At 72.7% G+C, this 21,311-nt stretch carries 21 protein-coding genes; 14 read left to right on the top strand and 7 right to left on the bottom strand.

Annotated features, from left to right (window positions below; genetic code table 11):
* Positions 1 to 6: 6 nt before the first annotated feature.
* Both ACIQOW_RS22645 and ACIQOW_RS22640 read right to left on the bottom strand, forming a co-directional pair.
* Positions 7 to 336 (bottom strand): hypothetical protein, encoded by a 330-nt coding sequence (locus ACIQOW_RS22645; protein WP_401087644.1) that lies wholly within the window; start codon positions 334 to 336, stop codon positions 7 to 9.
* A 129-nt stretch (positions 337 to 465) separates the two neighbouring features.
* Complete coding sequence (locus tag ACIQOW_RS22640; RefSeq protein WP_401087753.1) at positions 466 to 1,023, bottom strand: TetR/AcrR family transcriptional regulator; 558 nt, start codon at positions 1,021 to 1,023, stop codon at positions 466 to 468.
* Positions 1,024 to 1,239: 216 nt separating this feature from the next.
* Between ACIQOW_RS22640 and ACIQOW_RS22635 the strand changes: the two genes are divergently transcribed.
* The 3 genes from ACIQOW_RS22635 (at position 1,240) to ACIQOW_RS22625 (ending at position 3,709) form a co-directional block, all read left to right on the top strand.
* Positions 1,240 to 2,121: an NAD(P)-dependent oxidoreductase gene (locus ACIQOW_RS22635; RefSeq protein ID WP_401087642.1), complete on the top strand. Its 882-nt coding sequence runs from the start codon at positions 1,240 to 1,242 to the stop codon at positions 2,119 to 2,121.
* A 181-nt stretch (positions 2,122 to 2,302) separates the two neighbouring features.
* Positions 2,303 to 3,019, top strand: a complete 717-nt coding sequence (locus ACIQOW_RS22630) for a GntR family transcriptional regulator (protein WP_401087640.1) — start codon at positions 2,303 to 2,305, stop codon at positions 3,017 to 3,019.
* A 93-nt stretch (positions 3,020 to 3,112) separates the two neighbouring features.
* On the top strand, positions 3,113 to 3,709 hold the full coding sequence (locus ACIQOW_RS22625) for a Uma2 family endonuclease (protein WP_401087638.1): 597 nt from the start codon (positions 3,113 to 3,115) through the stop codon (positions 3,707 to 3,709).
* Between the two features lies 1 nt (position 3,710).
* Here ACIQOW_RS22625 and ACIQOW_RS22620 read toward each other — a convergent pair whose 3' ends face one another.
* The gene (locus ACIQOW_RS22620) at positions 3,711 to 4,394 is read right to left on the bottom strand and encodes an ABC transporter ATP-binding protein (protein WP_188295829.1); all 684 of its coding nucleotides are present in this window, start codon (positions 4,392 to 4,394) and stop codon (positions 3,711 to 3,713) included.
* Positions 4,391 to 5,467, bottom strand: coding sequence for an ABC transporter permease (locus tag ACIQOW_RS22615; protein WP_401087636.1), 1,077 nt, complete (start codon positions 5,465 to 5,467; stop codon positions 4,391 to 4,393). The genes ACIQOW_RS22620 and ACIQOW_RS22615 overlap by 4 nt, the downstream gene beginning before the upstream one ends.
* A 163-nt stretch (positions 5,468 to 5,630) precedes the next feature.
* Between ACIQOW_RS22615 and ACIQOW_RS22610 the strand changes: the two genes are divergently transcribed.
* The 5 genes from ACIQOW_RS22610 to ACIQOW_RS22590 all read left to right on the top strand — a co-directional run bounded on the left by ACIQOW_RS22610 (position 5,631) and on the right by ACIQOW_RS22590 (position 9,350).
* The gene (locus ACIQOW_RS22610) at positions 5,631 to 6,836 is read left to right on the top strand and encodes a sensor histidine kinase (RefSeq protein WP_401087634.1); all 1,206 of its coding nucleotides are present in this window, start codon (positions 5,631 to 5,633) and stop codon (positions 6,834 to 6,836) included.
* On the top strand, positions 6,833 to 7,459 hold the full coding sequence (locus ACIQOW_RS22605; protein WP_401087632.1) for a response regulator transcription factor: 627 nt from the start codon (positions 6,833 to 6,835) through the stop codon (positions 7,457 to 7,459). The genes ACIQOW_RS22610 and ACIQOW_RS22605 overlap by 4 nt, the downstream gene beginning before the upstream one ends.
* 70 nt (positions 7,460 to 7,529) lie before the next feature.
* Positions 7,530 to 8,552: a nitronate monooxygenase gene (locus tag ACIQOW_RS22600; protein ID WP_401087630.1), complete on the top strand. Its 1,023-nt coding sequence runs from the start codon at positions 7,530 to 7,532 to the stop codon at positions 8,550 to 8,552.
* A 100-nt stretch (positions 8,553 to 8,652) separates the two neighbouring features.
* Positions 8,653 to 9,024, top strand: coding sequence for a type II toxin-antitoxin system RelE/ParE family toxin (locus ACIQOW_RS22595; RefSeq protein WP_401087628.1), 372 nt, complete (start codon positions 8,653 to 8,655; stop codon positions 9,022 to 9,024).
* The gene (locus ACIQOW_RS22590) at positions 9,021 to 9,350 is read left to right on the top strand and encodes a helix-turn-helix domain-containing protein (protein WP_401087626.1); all 330 of its coding nucleotides are present in this window, start codon (positions 9,021 to 9,023) and stop codon (positions 9,348 to 9,350) included. Before ACIQOW_RS22595 ends, ACIQOW_RS22590 begins: the two co-directional genes overlap by 4 nt.
* A gap of 19 nt (positions 9,351 to 9,369) precedes the next feature.
* Here ACIQOW_RS22590 and ACIQOW_RS22585 read toward each other — a convergent pair whose 3' ends face one another.
* Entirely contained in the window at positions 9,370 to 10,821 is a 1,452-nt protein-coding gene (locus tag ACIQOW_RS22585; protein ID WP_401087624.1) for an aminopeptidase P family protein, read from the bottom strand.
* 162 nt (positions 10,822 to 10,983) lie between these two features.
* Between ACIQOW_RS22585 and ACIQOW_RS22580 the strand changes: the two genes are divergently transcribed.
* From ACIQOW_RS22580 to ACIQOW_RS22560, 5 genes are read left to right on the top strand one after another with little or no spacing between them, the layout of a single operon-like run.
* Positions 10,984 to 12,732, top strand: coding sequence for an ABC transporter substrate-binding protein (locus tag ACIQOW_RS22580; RefSeq protein ID WP_401087622.1), 1,749 nt, complete (start codon positions 10,984 to 10,986; stop codon positions 12,730 to 12,732).
* 13 nt (positions 12,733 to 12,745) lie between these two features.
* A complete protein-coding gene (locus ACIQOW_RS22575; RefSeq protein WP_401087620.1) occupies positions 12,746 to 13,708 on the top strand; it encodes an ABC transporter permease in 963 nt (320 codons plus the stop codon).
* The gene (locus ACIQOW_RS22570) at positions 13,705 to 14,691 is read left to right on the top strand and encodes an ABC transporter permease (RefSeq protein WP_401087618.1); all 987 of its coding nucleotides are present in this window, start codon (positions 13,705 to 13,707) and stop codon (positions 14,689 to 14,691) included. Before ACIQOW_RS22575 ends, ACIQOW_RS22570 begins: the two co-directional genes overlap by 4 nt.
* On the top strand, positions 14,691 to 15,689 hold the full coding sequence (locus ACIQOW_RS22565) for an ABC transporter ATP-binding protein (RefSeq protein WP_401087616.1): 999 nt from the start codon (positions 14,691 to 14,693) through the stop codon (positions 15,687 to 15,689). Before ACIQOW_RS22570 ends, ACIQOW_RS22565 begins: the two co-directional genes overlap by 1 nt.
* Positions 15,689 to 16,693, top strand: coding sequence for an ABC transporter ATP-binding protein (locus ACIQOW_RS22560; protein WP_401087614.1), 1,005 nt, complete (start codon positions 15,689 to 15,691; stop codon positions 16,691 to 16,693). The genes ACIQOW_RS22565 and ACIQOW_RS22560 overlap by 1 nt, the downstream gene beginning before the upstream one ends.
* Positions 16,694 to 16,800: 107 nt before the next feature.
* Here ACIQOW_RS22560 and soxR read toward each other — a convergent pair whose 3' ends face one another.
* Entirely contained in the window at positions 16,801 to 17,274 is a 474-nt protein-coding gene (gene soxR / locus ACIQOW_RS22555; RefSeq protein WP_401087612.1) for a redox-sensitive transcriptional activator SoxR, read from the bottom strand.
* Positions 17,275 to 17,321: 47 nt separating this feature from the next.
* Here soxR and ACIQOW_RS22550 point away from each other — a divergent pair, with 47 nt between their 5' ends.
* On the top strand, positions 17,322 to 18,779 hold the full coding sequence (locus ACIQOW_RS22550) for an MFS transporter (RefSeq protein WP_401087610.1): 1,458 nt from the start codon (positions 17,322 to 17,324) through the stop codon (positions 18,777 to 18,779).
* Positions 18,780 to 18,885: 106 nt separating this feature from the next.
* Here the strand turns inward: ACIQOW_RS22550 and ACIQOW_RS22545 are convergent, their stop codons facing one another.
* The gene (locus ACIQOW_RS22545) at positions 18,886 to 21,264 is read right to left on the bottom strand and encodes an immune inhibitor A domain-containing protein (protein WP_401087608.1); all 2,379 of its coding nucleotides are present in this window, start codon (positions 21,262 to 21,264) and stop codon (positions 18,886 to 18,888) included.
* Positions 21,265 to 21,311 lie beyond the last annotated feature (47 nt).

Genomic DNA, 21,311 nt, shown 5'->3' with positions numbered 1-21,311 from the left:
GTCCGCTCAGTCGCCCAGGAACTCGAGCCGGCTTCCCGGGGTCGCCGCGCACTCGGCGAGCAGGTTCCGCAGTTCGCGGACGGCCGCCCGCTCGGCCTCGGTAGTGCAGCGGGCGAGCAGGGCGGTGGCCTCCTCGAAGGCCGCGCCCGCCTCCTGCTCGTCGAACAGGGTGTCCCCGTAGGGGTCGATCCGGCCGAGCCGGTGGCGGGCCGGATCGGTGTGCCGGGCCAGGGCGATGGTGAGGGCCTCGCCCGGGCTCGACAGGTGCAGCATCCTGGGGCTGGTACGGCGTCCGCCGTTCGGGTGGCCGTCGTACAGCGCGATGTCGATCGCCATGTCGTTACTCCTGGCTGTGGTCGGGAGTTGTGGAGCCGGAGCCGGTGCAGCGGGAAGGGATCCCCCGCTGCGCCGGCTCCTCACGTTTTCCGGTGGCGGGCAGGCCCGGGCAGGCGAGGGCAGGCCCGGTCAGGCCCGGTCGCCGGTGTAGCCGGCGAGCAGCCGGGCCAGGTGCCTGCCGGTGACCAGCAGCGGCTGCTCGCTGCGGGCGACCTGGGCGGACAGCTCGGCGCCCTCCAGGGCGTTGATCACCGTGCCGGCCAGCTCGACGGCGTCCTCCTCGCCGATGCCGGCGGTGCGCAGCCGCTGCGCCACGATGGCCCGCCAGTTGTCGAAGGCCTCGGCGACGGCCTCCTCGATCACCGGCACCCGGCCGACCGTCTCCAGCGCGGTGGTGGTGATCGGACAGCCGTCCTGCCAGTCGGAGGCGCGCAACTCCTCGGCGAGCAGCCGCGTACAGGAAGCCAGCGACTCGCCCAGATCCGGCGAGGAGTCGAGCCCGGCGCGCAGCAGGACGGCGAACTCCTCGTCCCCGTGCCGGATCGCCTCGGCGGCCAACTCCTGCTTGCCGCCCGGGAAGAAGTGGTAGACGGAGCCGAGGGTGGCCTCGGCCTCTCGGGAGATCTGCTTGATCCCGGTGCCCTCGTACCCCTGGCGTTGCAGCAGCCGGGAGGTGGCCCGGACGATCCGCTCGCGGGTGCCGGGCTTCGCGGCGCCCGTCGCGCCGTTTTTCGCCCCGTTCTTCGCGGCGCCCGTCGCGGAGGTCTTCTCGGGCGTCTTCTCGGGCGTCTTCACGCCGTGATTCTAGCCGAGGTGCTGAGTAGAGCGTTCGTTCCAGTCCTGTGCTAGCGTCGGCCCCGGCGCTCTGAATAGAGCGTTCGTTCCAGAGTGAGGGGGAGACGCATGTCCGTGGAGCAGCAGGCGCAGCGGTCCGTGACGGTGATCGGGCTCGGTCCGATGGGGCAGGCCATGGCCGGGGCGTTCCTGGACGCCGGGTACGCCGTCACGGTGTGGAACCGGTCGGCCGGTCGGGCCGGGGAACTGGTCGCCCGGGGCGCGGTGGTGGCGGCCGGCGTGGAGGCGGCGGTCGCGGCGAACGACCTGGTGGTGCTCAGCCTCACCGACTACGACGCGGTCTTCGAGGTGCTGAAGGCGGTGGAGCCGGTGCTGGACGGGAAGGTGGTCGCGAACCTCAGCTCGGACACCCCGGAACGCGCCCGCGAGGCCGCCCGCTGGCTGGCCGAGCGCGGGGCCGGGCACCTGACCGGCGGGGTGCAGGTGCCGCCGTCCGGCATCGGCAGCTCCGAGTCGTCCACCTTCTACAGCGGGCCGGTCGAGCTGTTCCGGCGGCACCGGGCCGCCCTGGAGGTGCTCACCGGAGTCGACTACCGGGGCGACGACCCCGGGCTGGCGCAGTTGTACTACCAGATCCAGATGGACCTGTTCTGGTCCTCGATGCTCGGCTACCTGCATGCCACGGCCGTCGCCGAGGCCAACGGGATCCCGGCCGAGGAGTTCCGGCCGCACGCCGTCGCCACCGCCTCGCTGGTGCCGCGGCTGATCGAGTTCTACGCGCCGCGGATCACCGCGGGCGACCACCGCGGGGACGTCGACCGGCTGGCGATGGCGCTGGCGAGCATCGAGCACGTCCGGCACACCGCGGAGGACTCCGGGGTGGACGGCGCGCTGCCGGCCGTCCTGGCGGAGCTGGTCCGTCGGGGCGTGGAGGGTGGTGACGGCGCGGCCGGCCTGAGCGCGCTGGTCGGACGGCTCCGCGGGGCGTAGCCGTCCGTGTCAAGCGGAAGATCGTGTGCCGTCGGCCGTTGTCACGGCCGACGGCCGCTGTCACCATGGCGTTCGACGCCACGAGGGGCTCGGGTGGCGGGTGTTCGAATCGCTGACGGACGCGCACGCAACGTAACGTGACATTGTACGCTGGTGTTCTGCACCCACCCGGAGGAACACCATGTCCGACCTCAAATCCCGCACCCTGATCTCCGTACAGGAGCGGCTTCGCGACCAGGTCGCCCACGCACTCCGGGCGGCCCTGATCTCCGGTGAACTGCGCCCCGGCATGGTCTACTCCGCACCCGCCCTCGCCGCCGACTTCGGTGTCTCCGCGACCCCGGTCCGCGAGGCCATGCTCGACCTCGCCCGCGAGGGCCTGGTCGAGGCCGTCCGCAACAAGGGCTTCCGGGTCACCGAGCTGACCGACCGCGACCTGGACGACTACACCGAGATCCGCGCCCTGATCGAGGTCCCGACCGTCGGCCAGGTCGCGCGCACGGCCACCAAGGATCAGCTGGAGCGGCTGCGCCCGCAGGCCGAGGCGATCGTCGCGGCGGCCCGCAAGCACGACCTGATCGGCTACCTGGAGGCCGACCGCCAGTTCCACCTGGACGTCCTGGGCCTGGCCGGCAACACGCGGCTGGTCGAGGTGGTCGGCGACCTGCGCAAGCGCTCGCGGCTGTACGGCCTCAACCGGCTGGACGAGCGCGGCGAGCTGGTCTCCTCGGCGGAGGAGCACCTGGAGCTGCTGGACCTGATGATCGCCGGCGACGCGGCCGGGGCCGAGGCCTGCATGACCCGCCACCTCAGCCACGTCCGGTCGCTGTGGGCCGGCGAGGAGAAGCCGGCCGAGCCGGAGCCCTCGGCCCTGCGACTCGGGGCCCGGCACGGCTGAACCGCTCGTTCGGGTGATGGTTGAGGATCGGGCGTCGGAGGGTGTCCGGGTCCTACGATGATGGTCTCGACATCGGCAGCCAGGAGGAAATCCATGTCCGCCGCAGCAGTGGAAGAGCCCAGGGAGCAGCCGACGCTGCTCGAAGCCGCGGAGCTGATCTCGCAGCAGTTTCCCGGCTACCGGGTCGAGATCGTCGGGAGCCAGATCACCGTGACGCCGCCGCCGGACATCAAGCACGGTCGATCGCTGACCAAGCTCATGCGCTTGTTCTTCGCCGCGGGTCTCGACGACGACGAAGCAGAGGTCCTGCAGAACGTGGGCATCTGGCTGCCGGGCGGCCCGTCCGACTACGCGGTGCCCGATCTGGCCATCCTCGACGCGAACAGTGACGACCTGCTGATCGAGTACAACTGCTACGACCCGGCGGCCTTTCGCCTCGTGGCGGAGGTGACCTCCTCCAACTTCAGTGACGACCTGAAGAAGAAGCCCGCCGCCTACGCGACGGCCGGGGTGCCCGTCTACGTGATCGTGGACCGGACGAACCAGCGCGTGATGGTCCTGACCGACCCCAAGGACGGCGAGTACCGGGTGCACGCCGTCCACCACCCCGGGCAGTCCTTCACACTGCCGGAGTCGATCGGCGCGTCGGTGACGCTCTCGGTGGACGACGTGCTGACGGCGAAGAAGTAGTTCAGACCGCCGCCGCGGGCACCGTCAGCCGGCCGTCGTGGACCTCGGCGACCTGGTCGACGGCCGTCAGGTGGGTGCGGTCGTGGGTGACCAGGACGGTGGCGGTGGCCCGGCGGTGGGTCAGGTCGGTGATCAGGTCGAGGACGGCGGCGCCGCGTTCGTGGTCCAGGGCGCTGGTGGGTTCGTCCACCAGCAGCACGGTGGGGTCGTTCATCAGGGCGCGGGCGATGTTGACCCGCTGGCGCTGGCCGCCGGAGAGCTGGTGCGGACGGCGGGCGGCCTGGTCGCGCAGGCCGACGGCGTCCAGGAGCTCCAGGGCGCGGGGGAGGGCGCTGCGCGGGGAGCGGCCGTCCAGGTGGGCCATCACCTGGAGTTGCTCCACGGCGGTGAGCGAGGGCAGCAGGTTGGCCTGCTGGAACACGACGCCGATCCTGGTGCGGCGCAGCGCGGTGAGTTCGGCCCGGCTGAGGCCCGTGGTGTCGGTGCCGTCGACGACCACCCGGCCGGAGTCCGGGGTGATCAGGGTGGCGGCGACCGCCAGCAGGCTGGACTTGCCGGAGCCGGAGGGGCCGACGACGGCGGTCAGCGAGCCCTTGGGGACGGTCAGCGAGACGTCGTCCAGGGCGGTGAGCCGGCCGTCGCCGTCCGGGTAGGTCAGGGTGATGCGGTCGAGGGCCAAACTCATCGGGCACTCCCCAGGGCGGTCAGCGGGTCGACGGAGGTGATCCGGCGGATGGACAGGGCCGCGCCGATCGCGCCGAGGGCGATCATGACGACGGCGGGCAGCAGGACGGTCGGGGCGTCCAGCACGAACGGGACGGCGGAGCCGATCAGCGCGCCGAGACCGGCCGCGACCGCGGTGCCCAGCAGGGTGCCGAGCACCAGCAGCAGGACGGCCTGGCCGAGGGCGTCGCGCAGCAGGTAGCGGGTGGAGGCGCCGAGGGCCTTGAGGACGGCGATGTCGCCGCTGCGCTGGATCGTCCAGACAGTGAAGAACGCGCCGATCACCAGGGCCGAGATGGCGAACAGGAAGCCGCGCATCAGCTGGAGGGAGCCGTTCTCCGAGGTGTAGGAGCCGATCGCGGTGAGGGCGTCGTCGCGGGTGCGGGTCTCGGTGCCGTGGCGGGCGTCGGCGGCGGCCAGGTCGGCGCCCTTCGCGGTGTCGAGCGCGATGACGGTGGCGTGGCCGGCGCCGCCGGGGGCGGCCTGCTGCCAGTCGCCGAGGCTGGTCCAGATCACCGGGGTGTGGCTGTACGCGGCGTCGCCCTCGACGGCGGCGACCCGCAGCGGGTGCCCGGCCAGGGTGAAGTCGGCGCCGGGGGCGAGGCCGCCCAGGTTCTCGGCGGCGGTCCTGGACAGCACCGCCTGGCCGGGGGCGACCCGGGTGCCCCGCGGGGCCAGGTCCGAGCCCTCGGGGACGCCGAAGGCGGAGAGCGCGGTGGTGCGCTTGCCCGCGGCGGCCTTGGTGGTGGTGATGCCGAGCGGCTGGGCGGAGGTGACGCCGGGCTCGTGGGCCCAGGCCTGCCACTGCTCGGGGGTGACCTGGGAGTCGGTGAAGGAGAGCTTCTGCCCGTCGGCCGGCTTGCCGAACACCAGGTGGTCGGCGGGCAGGCCGGTGATCGCGGAGATGTTCTGCCGGCCGAGCCCGGCGGTGAGCCCGGACAACAGGCCGACCAGGACGGTGATCAGTACGATGACGGTCCCCATCAGGGCGAACCGCCCCTTGGCGAACCTCAGGTCCCTCCAGGCGACGAACACAGTGAGCCTTCCTCTGCACAGGTGCTTTCGACTCTTCCACCGTCCCGGATCGGCGGGCCCGCGGGCATCGCGCCGGGGATTGCATCCTGGGCATCAAAGGGCAGAGGCCGAGTTCAACCTTTTGATTGATGCCGGGTGCGGACACGGAACCTAGGCTGGACGGATGGCGACCGAACGACTCAGAACCACCCCCGTCGCCCGCGTCCTCCAGGTCTGCCTGCACCTGCTCGTGGCGGGCCTGCTCGCGCTCGCCGTCGCCCGTGCCGTCCTCGTCGACCGGGGCGGCGATCCGTCCGCCGTCGCCGCCGCGGCCACCGCCATGGCCGCCGTCTACGCGGTCGGGCCGCAGCTGGCCTCCGTGCGCCGCTCGCGCCGGGCGGCCGCGCTCTGGCTGGCGCTGCTCGGCGTCACCTGGGCGGGCGTGCTGGTCGCCACCCAGGACGGCGTCTGGCTGGCGTTCCCGCTGTACTTCCTGGAGCTGCACCTGCTGGGGCGGCGCGCCGGGCTGGTGGCCGTCGGGCTGACCGCCGCCGCGTCGATCGCGGCCTGGTCCTGGCACCAGCACAGCTTCGGCTTCGCCGCGTCGATCGGGCCCGCGCTCGGCGCGGCCGTCGCCACCGCCACCGTGCTCGGCTACCAGGCGCTGTACCGGGAGAGCGAGGAGCGCCGGCGGCTGATCGACGAGCTGACCGCCGCCCGCGCCGACGCCGCCGCCGCCCACCACGCGGCCGGGGTGCTCGCCGAGCGCGAGCGGCTCGCCCGGGAGATCCACGACACCCTCGCGCAGGGCCTCAGCTCCATCCAGCTGCTGCTGCGCGCCGCCCAGCGGGCCCTGCCGGAGCGCACCGAGGCCGCCGGCGGGTACGTCGAGCAGGCGCGGCAGGCCGCCCAGGACAACCTGGACGAGGCCCGCCGGTTCGTCCGGGCGCTCACCCCGCCCGCGCTGGACGGCGATCCGCTGCCGGTCGCGCTGGAGCGGCTGTGCGCGACCACGACGGCGCACGGCGCGCTGCCCGTCCACCTGCACCTCTCCGGCGATCCGTTCCGGCTGCCGGCCGCGCAGGAGGTCGCGCTGCTGCGGATCGCGCAGTCGGCGCTCGGCAACACCGTCCGGCACGCGGGGGCCTCGCGGGCCGAGGTGACACTCAGCTACATGGAGGGCGAGGTGGCGTTGGACGTGTACGACGACGGGGCCGGGTTCGACCCGGCGGCGGTCGCCGGCCGCACCGGCGGGGACGGCGGGTTCGGGCTGCCCTCGATGCGGGCCAGGGCCCGGGCGCTCGGCGGCGGCTTCACGGTGGAGTCGGCGCCCGGGGAGGGGACGACGGTGGCGGTGCAGCTGCCGGTCGCTCCGGAGGCCGGCCAGTGATCCGGCTGCTGATCGCGGACGACCACCCGGTGGTGCGGGCCGGGCTGCGGGCGGTGCTGGAGTGCGAGCCGGACTTCGCCATCGTGGCGGAGGCGGCCACCGCCGAGCGGGCCGTCGAACTGGCCGCGGAGCCGGGTGTGGACGTGGTGCTGATGGACCTCCAGTTCGGTCCGGGATCGGCGATGAACGGGGCGCAGGCCACCGCGGCGATCACCGCCAGGGCGGGCGCGCCGCGGGTGCTGGTCGTCACCACGTACGACACCGACGCGGACACCCTCCCGGCCCTGGAGGCGGGCGCCACCGGCTACCTGCTGAAGGACGCGCCGCCGGAGGAGCTGGCGCAGGCCGTCCGGGCCGCCGCGGCCGGGCGCAGCGCGCTGGCGTCCAGCGTGGCGGACCGGCTGCTGGAACGGATGCGGACGCCGGCGGCGGCGCTCAGCGCGCGGGAGACCGAGGTGCTGGGGCTGGTCGCGGACGGGCTGGCCAACCAGCAGATCAGTCAGCGGCTGCACCTGAGCCAGGCCACGGTGAAGTCCCATCTGGTGCACATCTACACCAAGTTGGGGGTGGACTCGCGTACGTCGGCGGTGCGCGAGGCGCGGCGGCGGGGGCTGATCCGCTGAGCGTAGGGTGAGGGTGTTCAGGGCCCGCGCCCGTGGCCGTGTTCCGTACCCGCAGTGTGAGGAGCGCCCGATGACCGTCCGACTCGACGAGCTGGCCGTACCGGTGATCGCCGCCCCGATGGCGGGCGGGCCCTCGACACCCGAGCTGGTGGCGGCGGTGAACCGGGCGGGCGGCCTGGGGTTCCTGGCCGCCGGGATGAAGACCGCCGCCGGGATGTCCGAACAGATCGCCGCGGTACGGAAGTCGACCGGCCGGCCGTTCGGGGTGAACCTCTTCGTGCCGGGCCCGCCCGGGGACCGGGCGGCCGTCGCGGCCTACCGGGAGCGGCTGCGGCCCGAGGCCGAGCGGTGGGACGTGGCGCTGCCGGAGGAGGCCGGGCCCGACCGGGACGACTGGGAGGCCAAGCTCGCCGCGCTGCTCGCGGACCCGGTGCCGGTGGTCTCGTACACCTTCGGGCTGCCGACGGCAGAGGAGGCGGCGGCGCTGCGGGCGGCCGGCACGACGCAGGTCGGCACCGTGACCACGCCGGCGGAGGCGCGGGCGGCCGAGGCGGTCGGGATGGACGCGCTGTGCGTGCAGGGGCCGGAGGCGGGCGGGCACCGGGGCACCCACCGGGTGGCTGACCTGCCGGGGGAGCTGCCACTGCTCCGCCTGCTGCCCGCGGTCCGGGAGGTGACGGCGCTGCCGCTGGTCGCCGCGGGCGGGCTCGGCGACGGCCCGGCCGTCGCGGCGGCGCTGCGGGCGGGGGCGGTGGCGGTGCAGCTGGGCACGGCGCTGCTGCGCTCCGACGAGTCCGGCGCCTCGGCCGCCCACCGGGCGGCGCTCGTCGAACTCCCCGAGACGGCCGTCACCCGCGCCTTCACCGGCCGCCCGGCCCGTGGCCTGCGCAACGCCTTCATGGACCGCTACGGCCCGTACGCCCCGGCCGCCTACCCCGAGGTCAACCGCCTCACCACGCCCCTCCGCGCCGCCGCCGCCCGCCGCGGTGACACCGCCGCCATGCACCTCTGGGCCGGCACGGCGCACGCGCTCGCCCGCACGGGCCCGGCGGAGACGATCGTCGCGGAGCTGTGGCAGGCGGCCCGGGGGTAGCGCACCGGGGGCGCGCCGGGCGGCGAGTGTTATCCCCCGCAGGGGTGGGTTGAAAGGGAAGGCGCGCGGTAACATATAAGACACAACTTAATGTAGCCGCATGTGGGAGATCACGCTTCTGGCGCCGGTTGAGGAGTGGTACTTGCAGGTCTGCGAGGACGACCCCAAGACGGCCGAGAACATTCTTGAGGCACTGGACTTGTTGGCTGACGAAGGTCCGGCCTTGGGGCGGCCTGTGGTGGACCGCATCCATCGCAGCCGTTTGCACAACCTCAAGGAGCTGAGGCCAGGTTCCTCGGGTGTCAGTGAGGTGCGGATGCTGTTTGTCTTCGACCAGGAACGAGAGGGCATCATCCTCGTGGCCGGTGACAAGTCTGGTCGTTGGTCCGAGTGGTACGACGAGTCGATCCCTTTGGCGGAGAAGCGCTACGCAGATTACGTCGAGGAGCAACGGAACGGAGCACGCCGATGAAGGGGCGTAGTTGGACCGAAGTGCGAGCCGAGGTCGTGAAGCGGTTTCCCGAGCTGGTGACGCCGGAGGCGGAGACGAGGCGGGTACAGCTTCGTCAGGAGATGCTCGCTCAGATTCGGGGGCATGAGCTTGCGGAGCTGCGGCGCAAGGCCGGGCTCACGCAGAAGCACGTCGCCGAGCTGCTCGGGGTCAGCCAGGCGCGGGTGTCGCAGATCGAGCACGGACAGGTGGACAGCCTGGACAACCTTCGGGCCTATGCCGCCGCGATCGGCGGCGAGGTCGAGGTCACCGTCCGGCAGGGGGAGCGGACGATCAAGGTGGCCTGACCGTCCGCTCCTTGCGTCCTCAGGCGAGCAGGCCGGCCATCCAGGACTCGATGGCGTCGGCTTCGCGGGGCAGGGCGCCCGACATCAGGCGGGCGCCGTCCTCGGTGATGACCAGGTCGTCCTCGATGCGGATGCCGAGGCCGCGGAGTTCGGCGGGGAGGGTCTCGTCGTCGGGCTGGAGGTAGAGGCCGGGTTCGACGGTGAGGACCATGCCCTCCTCCAGGGTGCCGTCGAGGTAGTGGTCGGCGCGGGACTTGGCGCAGTCGTGGTAGTCGAGGCCGAGCATGTGACCGCTGCCGCAGAGGGTGTAGCGGCGGTAGAGGCCGTTGTCCTCGTCGAGGGCCTCCTCGGCGGAGACCGGCAGGACGCCCCAGTCGGCGAGGCCCTCGGCGATGACCCGCATGGCGGCGCGGTGGAAGTCGCGGTACTCGGCGCCCGGGCGCAGGGCGGCGATGCCGGCGCTCTGGGCGGCGAGGACGAGGTCGTAGGCCTGGCGCTGGACCGGGGTGAAGGTGCCGCTGAGCGGGAGGGTGCGGGTGATGTCGGCGGCGTAGAGGCTGTCGGTCTCGACGCCGGCGTCCAGCAGGAGCAGGGAGTTCGGGTCGAGGGCGCCGTCGTTGCGGATCCAGTGGAGCACGCAGGCGTGGGCGCCGGAGGCGGCGATGGTGGTGTACGAGGTGCCGTTGCCCTCGGCGCGGGCGCGCAGGTCGAAGACGCCCTCGATCCAGCGCTCGCCGCGGTGGTGGCGCAGCGCGGTGGGCAGGGCGCGGACGACGTCCTCGAAGCCGGTGACGGTGTGGTCGACGGCCAGTTGCAGCTGCCCGATCTCCCATTCGTCCTTGACCAGGCGCAACTCGGAGAGCACGGCGGCCAGTTCGCCGTCCCTGAGGTCGCCGGACAGCCGTCCGGTGGCCTCGTCGACCAGCGGGTCGGTGCCGGCCAGCACCCGGGTGGGCGGCTGTGGTCCGGTGAGCAGCTTGCCGAGGTCGTCGAGGTGTTCGGTGCGCACCCCGGTGAGCCGGGCGGCCTCGGCGAGGTCGGGGCGGGCGCCGACCCAGAACTCGCCGTAGCGGCGGTCGCGGTAGAACTCGCCGCCGTCGCGGGGGGAGCGCGGGCGCAGGTAGAGGACCGGCTCGTGGCCCTCGGGGCCGGCCGGTTCGAGGACCAGGACGTGGTCGGCCTGGTCCTCGCCGGTGAGGCCGGTGAGCCAGGCGTACGCGCTGTGCGGGCGGAAGCGGTAGTCGAGGTCGTTGCAGCGGACCTTGAGCCGGCCGGCCGGGACGACCAGCCGTTCGCCGGGGAAGGCGGCGGAGAGCCGGGCCCGGCGGCCGGGGAAGCGGTCGTATCCGGGGACGCGCCGGTCGGCGGGGAGGGGGGTGGCGGCCCACTGGGTGGCCATGAACGAGGCGAGGGCGGGAGGGACCGGGAGGTCGTGGCTCCCGGTGTTGAGGCCGGTCGGGGGAAGGGTCACCGGTGAACTCCTTGTCGGGGCTGGGGAGATGCGGGGCACGGACACAGCTCGGTAACGGGTGGCGTCACCTCTTGTGCAGTGCAATTTCACATTACTATGTTACGGGTCACACAGCGCAGCGGCCGGATCAGGCGGATCAGGCCCCCCACAGCGGAGTTGCACATGACCAGGCGCACCCACGCCGCCCTCGCGGCGGCCCTCGCGGCCACCCTCACCCTCGGCCTCGGGGCCTGCTCCAACGACAAGAGCGACAGCGGCGCCGACGCCGCGCCCTCCGACAGCAAGGGCCCGGGCGCGGCGTCCGGCACGGTCGTCGGCGGCACCCCGGCCAAGGGCGGCACCCTCACCGTCCTGACCAACCAGGACTTCGCGCACCTCGACCCGGCCCGCAACTGGGTGGTGCCGCACATGGACTTCGGCACCCGGCTGATCTACCGGACCCTGACCACCTTCAAGTCCGAGCCGGGCGCGGCCGGCAGCGAGATCGTCCCCGACCTCGCCACCGACCTGGGCACGTCCACCGAGGGCGGCAAGGTGTGGACCTTCACCCTCAAGGAAGGCCTCAAGTACGAGGACGGCTCGCCGATCAAGTCCGCCGACATCAAGTACAACGTCGAGCGGTCCTTCTCCCCGGACCTCACCGGCGGCCCCGACTACGCGATCCAGTACCTGGCCGGCGGTGAGAGCTACAAGGGCCCGCTGAACGGCGAGCACCTGGCGAGCATCGAGACCCCGGACGACAGGACCATCGTCTTCCACCTGAAGCGCCCGGTCGCCGAGTTCTCGGACACCGTCACCCTGCCGACCTTCGCCCCGGTGCCGCAGTCCCAGGAGAAGGGCACCCAGTACGACGCCCGGCCGTTCTCCTCCGGCCCGTACAAGATCGAGACCTACGACCGCGGCAAGCAGCTGGTGCTGGTCCGCAACACCAACTGGGACCCGGCCACGGACACGGTCCGCAAGGCGTACCCGGACAAGGTCGTGGTGACCCAGGGCATCAAGGGCGGCCAGGCCGACGACCGGATCATCGCCAGCGACGGCGCCGACGCCAACGCCATCAACATGCCCTGGATGCAGCACGAGACCGTCGCCAAGGTGCTGCCCAAGGCGGACGTCAAGGCCCGCATGGTCGCCGAGCAGACCGGATGTACCGACATGCTCTACCTGAACACCGCCAAGGCCCCCTTCGACGACCCGAAGGTGCGCGAGGCGATGATGTGGGCGGTCGACCGCGACGCCCAGGTGACCGCCTTCGGCGGCCCCGCGATGACCGACCCGGCGACCTCCTTCCTACCGCCGTCGCTGACCGGCGGCGCCAAGTCCGACCCGCTGAAGATCCCGGTGGCCGGCGACCAGGAGAAGGCCAAGAAGATGCTCCAGGAGGCGGGCAAGAGCGACCTCAAGGTCTCGCTCACCGTCTCGACCGGCGACAAGACCCGCGCCGAGGCGATCCAGCAGTCGCTGTCCAAGGCCGGCGTCCAGGTCACCGTGAACACGGTCGACGCGTCCGCCTTCGCCGACACCGTCGGCGACATCAGGAACGCCCCCGACCTGACCCTCAACGGCTGGTGCCCCGACTACCCCTCCGGTGCGACCTTCCTGCCGTTCCTCTTCGACGGCCGCACCATCAAGGAGAAGGGCAACCAGGGCAACTACAGCCAGTTCAAGGACCAGGCCACGATGGACCGGATGGACCAGATCGCGGTCATGACGGACGTCGCCGAGGCGAACAAGGCCTGGAAGCAGCTGGACGAGGACCTGATGAAGAAGGCCCCGGCCGTCCCGCTGCTCTGGCAGCGGCGCCCGCTGCTGGTCGGCACCAACGTGGCCGGCGCGTTCGGCAACTCGGGCTTCGCCGGCATGATCGACCTGGCCACCGTCGGTCTCAAGGACCCCGCCAAGGGCAAGTGAGGGACCGGCAGCCATGAGTACCACCACTGAGCCCGCCGCCGTGGCCGACGCCACGGCGGGGGGCGCCAAGAAGAGTGCCGGGCGCGGGCCCTGGCGGCTGGTCTGGGTCCAGCTGTGGGCCAAGGGCTCGGCCCGGTTCGGGCTGATCACCGTCGGCCTGCTGGTCCTGGTCACCGCCCTGGCGGGGCCGCTCGGCTCGCTCGGCGGCTGGAGCCCCGAGGAGTTCGACAAGCGCTCGCTCGACCCGTACCTGGGCGGTCTGCCCAAGGGGGACTTCGGCGGCATCAGCGCCCGGCACTGGCTGGGCGTCGAGCCGCTCACCGGCCGCGACCTGTTCGCCCGGGTGCTGCACGGCGGGCAGGTCTCCCTGCTGATCGCCTTCACCGCGACGGCCGTCGTCGTGCTCGTCGGCACCCTGTCCGGCATCGCGGCGGGCTACTTCGGCGGGCGCGTCGACACACTGCTGTCCCGGCTGATGGACCTCACGATGTCCTTCCCCTCGCTGATCTTCATGATCGCGATGATGTCGGTGGCCAAGGACGTCAACCGGATCCTGCTGATCACCCTGGTGATCGGGCTGTTCACCTGGCCCGGCATCGCCCGGGTGGTGCGCGGGCAGACCCTCTCGCTCAAGCACTGCGAGTACGTCGAGGCCGCCAAGGTGGGCGGGGCGCGCTCCTGGCGCATCCTCACCCGGGAGATCCTGCCCAACGTCTCCGGCCCGATCATCGCCTACACCACCCTGCTGGTCCCCGGCATGATCGCCACCGAGGCGGCGCTCAGCTACCTCGGCGTGGGCGTCCGCCCGCCGACCGCGTCCTGGGGCCAGATGATCGCCGAGAGCATCGTGCACTACGAGACCGACCCGACCTACTTCCTGATCCCGACCGCCTTCCTGTTCGTCGCCGTGCTCGCGTTCACGCTGCTCGGGGACGCGCTGCGGGACATCCTCGACCCCCGGGGAGGCCGGTCGTGATCCTCTACCTCGGCCGCCGCCTGCTCGGCGTGGTGGGCATCCTGCTCGCCATCTGCGCCATCACCTTCACCATCTTCTACCTGCTGCCCAACGACCCGGCCGCGGCCGCCTGCGGCAAGACCTGTAGCCCCGAGCGGCTCGCCGACGTCAAGGCGGCGATGGGCCTGGACAAGCCGGTCTGGGACCAGTTCCTCGCCTACCTCGGCGGCATCTTCGCCGGCCGCGACTACGGCAGCGGCCCCAGTGCGGTGCACTGCGGCTTCCCCTGCCTCGGCTACTCCTACGAGTACGGGCTGCCGGTGTGGGACCTGCTCACCGACCGCCTGCCGGTCTCCATCTCGCTGGCGCTCGGCGCGGCCGTGATCTGGCTGGTCCTCGGCCTCGGCGCGGGCGTCACCTCGGCGCTGCGCAAGGGCAGGCCGGTCGACAAGGCCCTGATGGTGCTGTCCGTCGGCACCGCCTCGCTGCCGGTCTACTTCACCTCGATCATGCTGATCTGGGGCGTCGTCCGGACCGCGGGCGTGCTGCCCTACCCGGCCTACCACAAGTTCACCGAGAACCCCTTCGAGTGGGGCTCCAACCTGCTGCTGCCGTGGATCGCGCTGGCCCTGCTGTACGCGGCGATGTACGCCAGGCAGAGCCGCAACTCGATGATCGAGACGATGGCCGAGCCGTACATCCGCACCGCCAGGGCCAAGGGCCTGCCGGCGCGGACGGTCACCGTCAAGCACGGGCTGCGCGCCGGGATGACGCCGATCCTGACCATCTTCGGGATGGACCTCGGCGGCCTGCTGGCCGGCGCGGTCATCACCGAGTCGATCTTCGGCCTGCCCGGCGTCGGCCGGCTGTTCTACGACGGCCTGGCCCGCTCCGACCAGCCCGTCATCCTCGGCGTCACCCTGCTCGCGGCCTTCTTCATCGTCGCGGCGAACCTGCTGGTCGACCTGCTGTACGCGTTCGTAGACCCGAGAGTGAGGTACTGATGACCAGGCTGTTGGAGGTCGAGGACCTCAAGGTCGCCTTCGACACCCCGCGCGGCACGGTCCGGGCGGTGGACGGGATCTCCTTCGCCGTCGAGTCCGGGCGGACCCTCGGGCTGGTCGGCGAGTCGGGCAGCGGGAAGTCCGTCACCTCGCTCGCCGTCATGGGACTGCACCACGGCGCCACCGTCACCGGCTCGATCCGGCTGAACGGCCAGGAGCTGGGCGGCCTGGGGGAGCGCGAGCTGGGCACCGTCCGGGGCCGCAGGATCGCGATGATCTTCCAGGATCCGCTGTCCAGCCTGCACCCCTTCTACACCGTCGGGGAGCAGATCGCCGAGCACTACCGGGTGCACTTCAAGGCCAACCGCAAGGCCGGACGGGCCAGGGCGGTGGAGATGCTGGCCGAGGTCGGCATCCCGGAGCCGGCCCGCCGGGTCGACGAGTACCCGCACCAGTTCTCCGGCGGCATGCGCCAGCGCGTCATGATCGCCATGGCGCTGGCCTGCGAACCCGAACTGCTGATCGCCGACGAGCCCACCACAGCGCTCGACGTCACCGTCCAGGCGCAGATCCTCGACCTGATCGCCCGGATCCAGCAGGAGCGCGGCCTCGGCGTCGTGATGATCACCCACGACCTGGGCGTGGTCGCCCGGGTCGCCCACGAGGTGCTGGTCATGTACGGCGGCCGGGCCGCCGAACAGGCCCCGGTGGAACGGCTGTTCGCGCAACCCGCGCACCCGTACACCCGCGGCCTGCTGGACTCGCTGCCACGCCTGGACGACACCGACGACGCCCCGCTGCGGGCCATCCCCGGCAGCCCGCCGTCGCTGATCGCCCCCGCCTCCGGCTGCTCCTTCGCCCCGCGCTGCGCCCGCACCGCCGCCGCGTCCGCCGAGGAGCACGCCCGCTGCCTGGGCGAGCGCCCGCTGCTCGGCGTGCTCGCCCCCGGCCACCAGACCGCCTGTCACCTGCCACTGGTGCCGGAAGGGGTGCTGTGATGACCACACCGTCGACGAAGGATGCGCCGCAGGCTCCGCTGCTGTCGGTCCGGGACCTGGTGAAGACCTTCCCCGGCCGGCGCTCCCGCACCGGCCGGCCGGGCGCACCGGTCCGGGCGGTGGACGGGGTGAGCTTCGACGTCGGCGCGGGGGAGACGCTCGGCCTGGTCGGCGAGTCCGGCTGCGGCAAGTCCACCACCGGCCGGATGATCGTCCGGCTGCTCGACCCGACCTCGGGCACCGTCACCTTCGACGGCACCGAGATCGGCGGGCTCTCCCAGGCCCGGCTGCGGCCGCACCGGCGCGACCTCCAGATGGTCTTCCAGGACCCGTACTCCTCGCTCAACCCCCGGCAGACGGTGGCCCGGATCATCTCCGAGCCGCTGCTGGTCCAGGGCGAGGGCGCGGCGGCGGCGCGCAAGCGGGCCGCCGAGCTGATGGAACTGGTCGGGCTGATCCCCGAGCACCTGGACCGCTACCCGCACGAGTTCTCCGGCGGCCAGGCCCAGCGGATCGGCATCGCCCGCTCGCTGGCCACCTCGCCGCGGCTGGTGATTGCCGACGAACCGGTCTCCGCGCTGGACGTCTCCATCCAGGCCCAGGTGGTCAACCTGATGGAGCGGCTCCAGCAGGAGCTGGGACTGGCGTACGTGTTCATCGCGCACGACCTCTCGGTGGTCAAGCGGGTCTGCGACCGGGTCGCGGTGATGTACCTGGGCCGGATCGTGGAGATCGGCGACAAGGCCGAGGTGTACGGCAGGCCCGCGCACCCGTACACCAGGGCGCTGCTGTCGGCCGTGCCGCTGCCGGACCCGGAGGCGGAGCGGACCAGGGAGCGGATCGTGCTGCTCGGCGACCCGCCGAGCCCGGCGGCCCCGCCGCCCGGCTGCTCCTTCCACCCGCGCTGCCCGAAGGCGCAGGACCTGTGCCGGACCGAGCGGCCGCTGCTGAGGATCGCCGGGCCCGGCGAGCGGCAGGCGGCCTGCCACTTCCCGGAGGGCTGAGCCGGCGCTTACAGACCCCCGGTCGGACGCGGCGGGGAACCCTGCGAGGGCCGCGTCCGACCGGGTTCCACCCACCCTTCCCCATGCCCGTCCGCGGGCCCGCCCGTTCACTCCTCGACGGGCAGCAGGCCGTCCTCGGGGAGCAGCCGTCGGGGGCCCGGGCCCTCGGCGGCCAGTTCGTCCCCGGGGTTGAGCACCCGGCAGCGGCGCAGCGAGACGCAGCCGCAGCCGATGCAGCCGGTCAGCTCGTCCTCCAGCCGTTCCAGTTCGGCCCGGCGGGCGCGCAGTTGCTCGGCCCAGTGCCGGGAGATGCGCTCCCAGTCGTGCTTGCCGGGCATCCGGTCCTCGGGCAGGCCGGTGAAGACCTCGGCGACCTCGGAGAGCGGGATGCCGAGCCGCTTGGCGACCAGGATGAGCGAGATCCGGCGCAGCACGTGCCGCCGGTAGCGCCGCTGGTTGCCCGCGGTGCGTTCGGCGGAGATCAGCCCCTGGTCCTCGTAGAAGCGCACCGCCGAGGTGGCGATCCCGGCCCGCCGGGCCACCTCGCCGACGCTCAGCAGATCGACCGGCGCGGTGGTCATGGCGGCTCCTTGACTTCAAGTTCTGTTGAAGTCCTAGCGTACCGGACGTGACCGAATCACCCGCCGTCCAGAACCACACCACCGCTGCCGAGCGGGATGGTTGCCCGTCGGAGCCGCCGTCCGCCGGGGCCTCCGGCGGGTGGCGCGAACTCTTCTCCCGCCGGTACGCCGCCGCCGCCTCGATCCTGGCCGGCGGCGTCGCGCTGTACGCGATGAACCTCTACTTCACCGCCGCGCTGATGCCCTCGATCGTGGGCGACATCGGCGGCGGGCGGTACTACGCGTGGGTGGCCACCGGCTTCCTGATGGCCGCCGTCATCGCCTCGATGCTGGTCAGCCGGCTGCTGGACCGCCTCGGCGCCGCCCGGGCCTACGTGCTGGGCTTCCTGGTCTTCGGCGTCGGCGCGGTGGTCAACGCGCTCAGCCCGTCGATGGCGGCGCTGATCCTCGGCCGGGTGGTGCAGGGCCTCGGCGGCGGGCTGGTGGCCGGGCTCGGCTACGCCGTGATCCGCAGCGCGCTGCCGGAGCGGCTGTGGACCAGGGCGGCCGGGCTGGTCTCCGCGATGTGGGGCGTCGGCACCCTGGTCGGGCCGTCGCTGGGCGGGCTGTTCGCCCAGCTCGGCGCCTGGCGCTGGGCGTACGTCCTGCTGCTGGCCGCCGCGCTGGTGCTGGCCGTCCTGGCCCGCCGGGTGCTGCCCGGGCGCTCCGGCGCCGGGCACGGAAGCGGCCCGGTGCCGCTGCCCTCGCTGCTGCTGCTCACCCTGGCGGCGGCCGCCTTCAGCGTCAGCTCGACCGTGCCGGGCGGCCGGCCGACGGCGCTCTGCCTGCTCGCCGGGGCGGCGCTGCTGGCCGGCTTCGCGGCGGTCGAGCGGCGCGCGGCGGCGACGGTGCTGCCGCAGCAGACCTACCGGCCGGGCAATCCGCTGAAGTGGCTCTACCTGACCGTCGCGGTGCTCTGCGCGGGCGTGGTGGCGGAGAACTTCATCCCGCTGTTCGGCCAGCGGCTGGGCGGCCTCGGCCCGCTGGTGGCCGGGTTCCTCGGCGCCGCGATCTCGGCCGGCTGGACCACCGCCCAGCTGTTCAGCGTCGGGATCGAGTCGGCCCGCGGCCGGGCCCTGGCGGTCCGCGCCGCCCCGCTGGTGCTGGTCGGCGGCCTGCTGGTGTACGGGCTGACCCAGACCGGGCACGCCTCCGGGCCGCGGGTGGTGCTCTGGGCGGTGGCGCTGTTCGCCGCCGGCACCGGGATCGGGCTGGCCTTCCCGCACCTGAGCGTGGCCGCGATGCGCAGCAGCAGCGACCCGGCCGAGGGCGGCAAGGCGGCCGCGGCGATCAACACCACCCAGCTGATCGCCTTCTCGGTGACCTCGGCGCTGGCCGGCACCCTGGTCAACCTGGGCGGGGACAGCCCGGTCGACGCGGCCCGGTACATGACCTTCGGGATCGCCGCGATCACCGTCCTGGGGGTGGCCACCGCCGCGCGCACCGCGCGCAGCCTGGGGCGCTGAGGCGCCCGGGTACACGAGCAGGCCCCGGATCCCTTTTCGTCGGGGGGATCCGGGGCCCTTCGCGCGTTCGCCGGGCCGGGAGGCTCCGGGTCAGGGGGTCTCCGGGTCAGGAGGCCGGGCCCACCCGGACGGTGGTGATCTTCCCGCCCTGGGACTCCCGGACGACCTCGATCTTCGTGTTGGTGTCCGGCACCTTCACCGTCAGCTGCGGCGTGGCCGCGTCGCCGTACACCCCGGTGTGGTCGTTGAACACCGGGACGGCCGGCTTGGCCGGGATGCGCACCGCGGTGCCGCCCTTGTGCAGGGTGAACGGCGTGGTCGGCTTGAGCGAGAAGGTCGCGTCGTAGGTCTGCGCCCGCCCGTTGACCAGCGTGCCGTCGGCGAAGCGGATCGGCGCCGGGCGGGCGTCGACCGGCAGGATCAGCCCGCCGCCGGGGTGGTCCTTGGTGTTGTTGTCACCGTACGAGGTGTCCCACAGCCAGATCAGGACGCCCTCCTGGTACGGGTAGTTGTCCACCACGTTGGCCTTGCCCGCGACGCCGCTGTAGCCGAAGTTGTACGGGCCGGTCTTCAGGAACGACCCGTAGCCGGTGTAGCGGCGGTTCTCGGCGAGGTACGCCCGCGGGTGCTGCTTGACGGCGGTGCGGCCGGTGATGACCGTGAAGCCGCTGGCCGTCCAGCCGCCGGTGCCGTTCTCGGCGCCGTCGGCGAACAGCTCGGCGCCGCCGGCGGTGGCCTTCACGGCGTCCACCAGCACGCCCCTGCCGTGGGTGTTGCTGTCCGAGGTGACGTGGAAGCGCAGCCGGACCTGCCGGCCGAGGTAGCCGTCCAGCGGGATGTGCAGCTGCTTGTGGCTGCCGGAACTGCCGCTCAGCCCGGGGGTGTTGGCGCTGGTGTTGCCGATCGGGGCGCCGTCCACGGTGCCGCCGAGGGCGGTCCAGTGCTTGCCCTCGTCGGTGGAGGCCTCGACGGTGAGGAAGTCGTAGTCCTGCTCGGTGTCGTACCAGACCGCCGCGTCCAGGGCGGCCGGTCCCGCGGCGGTGCGCAGGTCGACGTCCCGGGCCAGCGAGTTGTCGAGGTTGTCGCCGGTGTCGCTCCACCACTGCCTGCCGCCCTCGTACGGGTCGGCGAGGTCGGTGCGGGTGGTGCCGTCCGGCAGGTGGACCAGGACGGCCTGCGCCTGGTCGGTGTTGTAGCTGCTCACCCCGAGGGCGTGGGTGGAGCGGGTGGCGGCCTGGGCCTCGTCGTAGTCGAGCCAGCCGAACTGGAGCTTGCTCCAGGCGTCGAGGTCGCCGGGGTAGCCGCCGGTGGTGTTCGGGCCCTTGCCCAGGTACGAGCCGGAGGACATCAGCGACCAGAAGTTGACGCTGTTGTCACCGCCGCTGGTGGAGTACAGGTCGGGCAGGCCGAGGTTGTGGCCGAACTCGTGGGCGAACAGGCCGACGCCGCTGTTCTCACCCCCCTGGACGTAGTCGTAGACGTACAGGCCGGTGTCGCCGACCGGGGCGCCGCCGATCTTGTTGCCCTCCGGGCCGGTCTGCCCGGTCGCGTCCGGGAAGGTCCAACTGCGGTGCGCCCACAGCGCGTCGGCGCCCTGGGCGCCGCCGCCCCAGGTCTCGTCGACGCCCGCGTGCACCACGACGACGTTGTCCAGGTAGCCGTCCGGCTGTGCGAACTCGCCGTCCTTGTCGTGGTCGTAGCGGTCGTAGACGTCGTACTGGGCGAGCTGCGCCTTGATGTCGGCGGCCGGGCGGCCCTTGGCGACCTCGCCGTCGTACCAGGCCTTGACGGCGTCCCGGATGAACTCCTGGCCCTGGGTCCAGGCGCCGGAGCCCTGCGGGCCCTTGTTGCTGCCGTAGCGGGCCTCGTTGTGCGGGACGGTGACCCAGTCGCTGACGGTGCCCTGGACGTCGTAGCGGCCGGAGGACTGGGTGCGGTAGTAGTTGCGCATGGACACGGCACCGGGCGTGTCGTCGAAGAACATCTTCTGGTAGTAGGCGCGGTCGAAGTTCTGCGACCACAGGGTGTGGTTGTCGTCCTTGCCGGGCTTGGGGATCTGGTTGTGGAGCGGTCCGGGGGTGCCGCCGTAGCGGGGCTGGCCGTTCCACTGGGTGGTGTTGTCGACCTCGTCGCCGAACTGGGCGAGGATCACGAAGACCTTGTCCGTGCGCTGGTGCGCGAGCTGGACGTAGTCGTTGCCGATCCTCACCTTCGCCGGGGCCCGCTTGCCGGCGGCCTTGGCGGCGGCGCCCTGGTCGAGGGCGCCCTTGTTGAGCTGTTCCAGGGCCTTGCCGCGCAGCGCCTGGCGTTCGCGCTCCTGCGGGGCCATCGGGGCGGGCGGGGCCTCGGCGCCCTCCGGGGCGTCGGAGGCCGCGGCGGCGGTGAGGGAGATCGGGGGAGCGGCCTGGGCGGGGGTGCCCAGCAAGGTGGCCGCTATCGCGCCGGTGGTGAGCGCGGCGGCGAGGGCCGCGGACAGTCTGCGCAACTGACCGGTCCTTTCCGGAAGATGGGGGTGCTTCGACATCGGTAAGG

It is taken from the genome of Kitasatospora sp. NPDC091335 (assembly GCF_044757205.1).
GTDB lineage: Bacteria > Actinomycetota > Actinomycetes > Streptomycetales > Streptomycetaceae > Kitasatospora.
This window is presented reverse-complemented; position numbering and strand designations above follow the sequence as displayed.

Bases quoted from the DNA above. Each gene is read 5' to 3' on its own strand.
- ACIQOW_RS22610 (WP_401087634.1), top strand. From the start codon at position 5,631: ATGGCGACCGAACGACTCAGAACCACCCCCGTCGCCCGCGTCCTCCAG.
- ACIQOW_RS22635 (WP_401087642.1), top strand. From the start codon at position 1,240: ATGTCCGTGGAGCAGCAGGCGCAGCGGTCCGTGACGGTGATCGGGCTC.
- ACIQOW_RS22560 (WP_401087614.1), top strand. From the start codon at position 15,689: ATGACCACACCGTCGACGAAGGATGCGCCGCAGGCTCCGCTGCTGTCG.
- ACIQOW_RS22595 (WP_401087628.1), top strand. From the start codon at position 8,653: ATGTGGGAGATCACGCTTCTGGCGCCGGTTGAGGAGTGGTACTTGCAG.
- ACIQOW_RS22600 (WP_401087630.1), top strand. From the start codon at position 7,530: ATGACCGTCCGACTCGACGAGCTGGCCGTACCGGTGATCGCCGCCCCG.
- ACIQOW_RS22645 (WP_401087644.1), bottom strand. From the start codon at position 336: ATGGCGATCGACATCGCGCTGTACGACGGCCACCCGAACGGCGGACGC.
- ACIQOW_RS22580 (WP_401087622.1), top strand. From the start codon at position 10,984: ATGACCAGGCGCACCCACGCCGCCCTCGCGGCGGCCCTCGCGGCCACC.
- ACIQOW_RS22565 (WP_401087616.1), top strand. From the start codon at position 14,691: ATGACCAGGCTGTTGGAGGTCGAGGACCTCAAGGTCGCCTTCGACACC.
- ACIQOW_RS22590 (WP_401087626.1), top strand. From the start codon at position 9,021: ATGAAGGGGCGTAGTTGGACCGAAGTGCGAGCCGAGGTCGTGAAGCGG.
- soxR (WP_401087612.1), bottom strand. From the start codon at position 17,274: ATGACCACCGCGCCGGTCGATCTGCTGAGCGTCGGCGAGGTGGCCCGG.
- ACIQOW_RS22575 (WP_401087620.1), top strand. From the start codon at position 12,746: ATGAGTACCACCACTGAGCCCGCCGCCGTGGCCGACGCCACGGCGGGG.
- ACIQOW_RS22630 (WP_401087640.1), top strand. From the start codon at position 2,303: ATGTCCGACCTCAAATCCCGCACCCTGATCTCCGTACAGGAGCGGCTT.
- ACIQOW_RS22620 (WP_188295829.1), bottom strand. From the start codon at position 4,394: ATGAGTTTGGCCCTCGACCGCATCACCCTGACCTACCCGGACGGCGAC.
- ACIQOW_RS22625 (WP_401087638.1), top strand. From the start codon at position 3,113: ATGTCCGCCGCAGCAGTGGAAGAGCCCAGGGAGCAGCCGACGCTGCTC.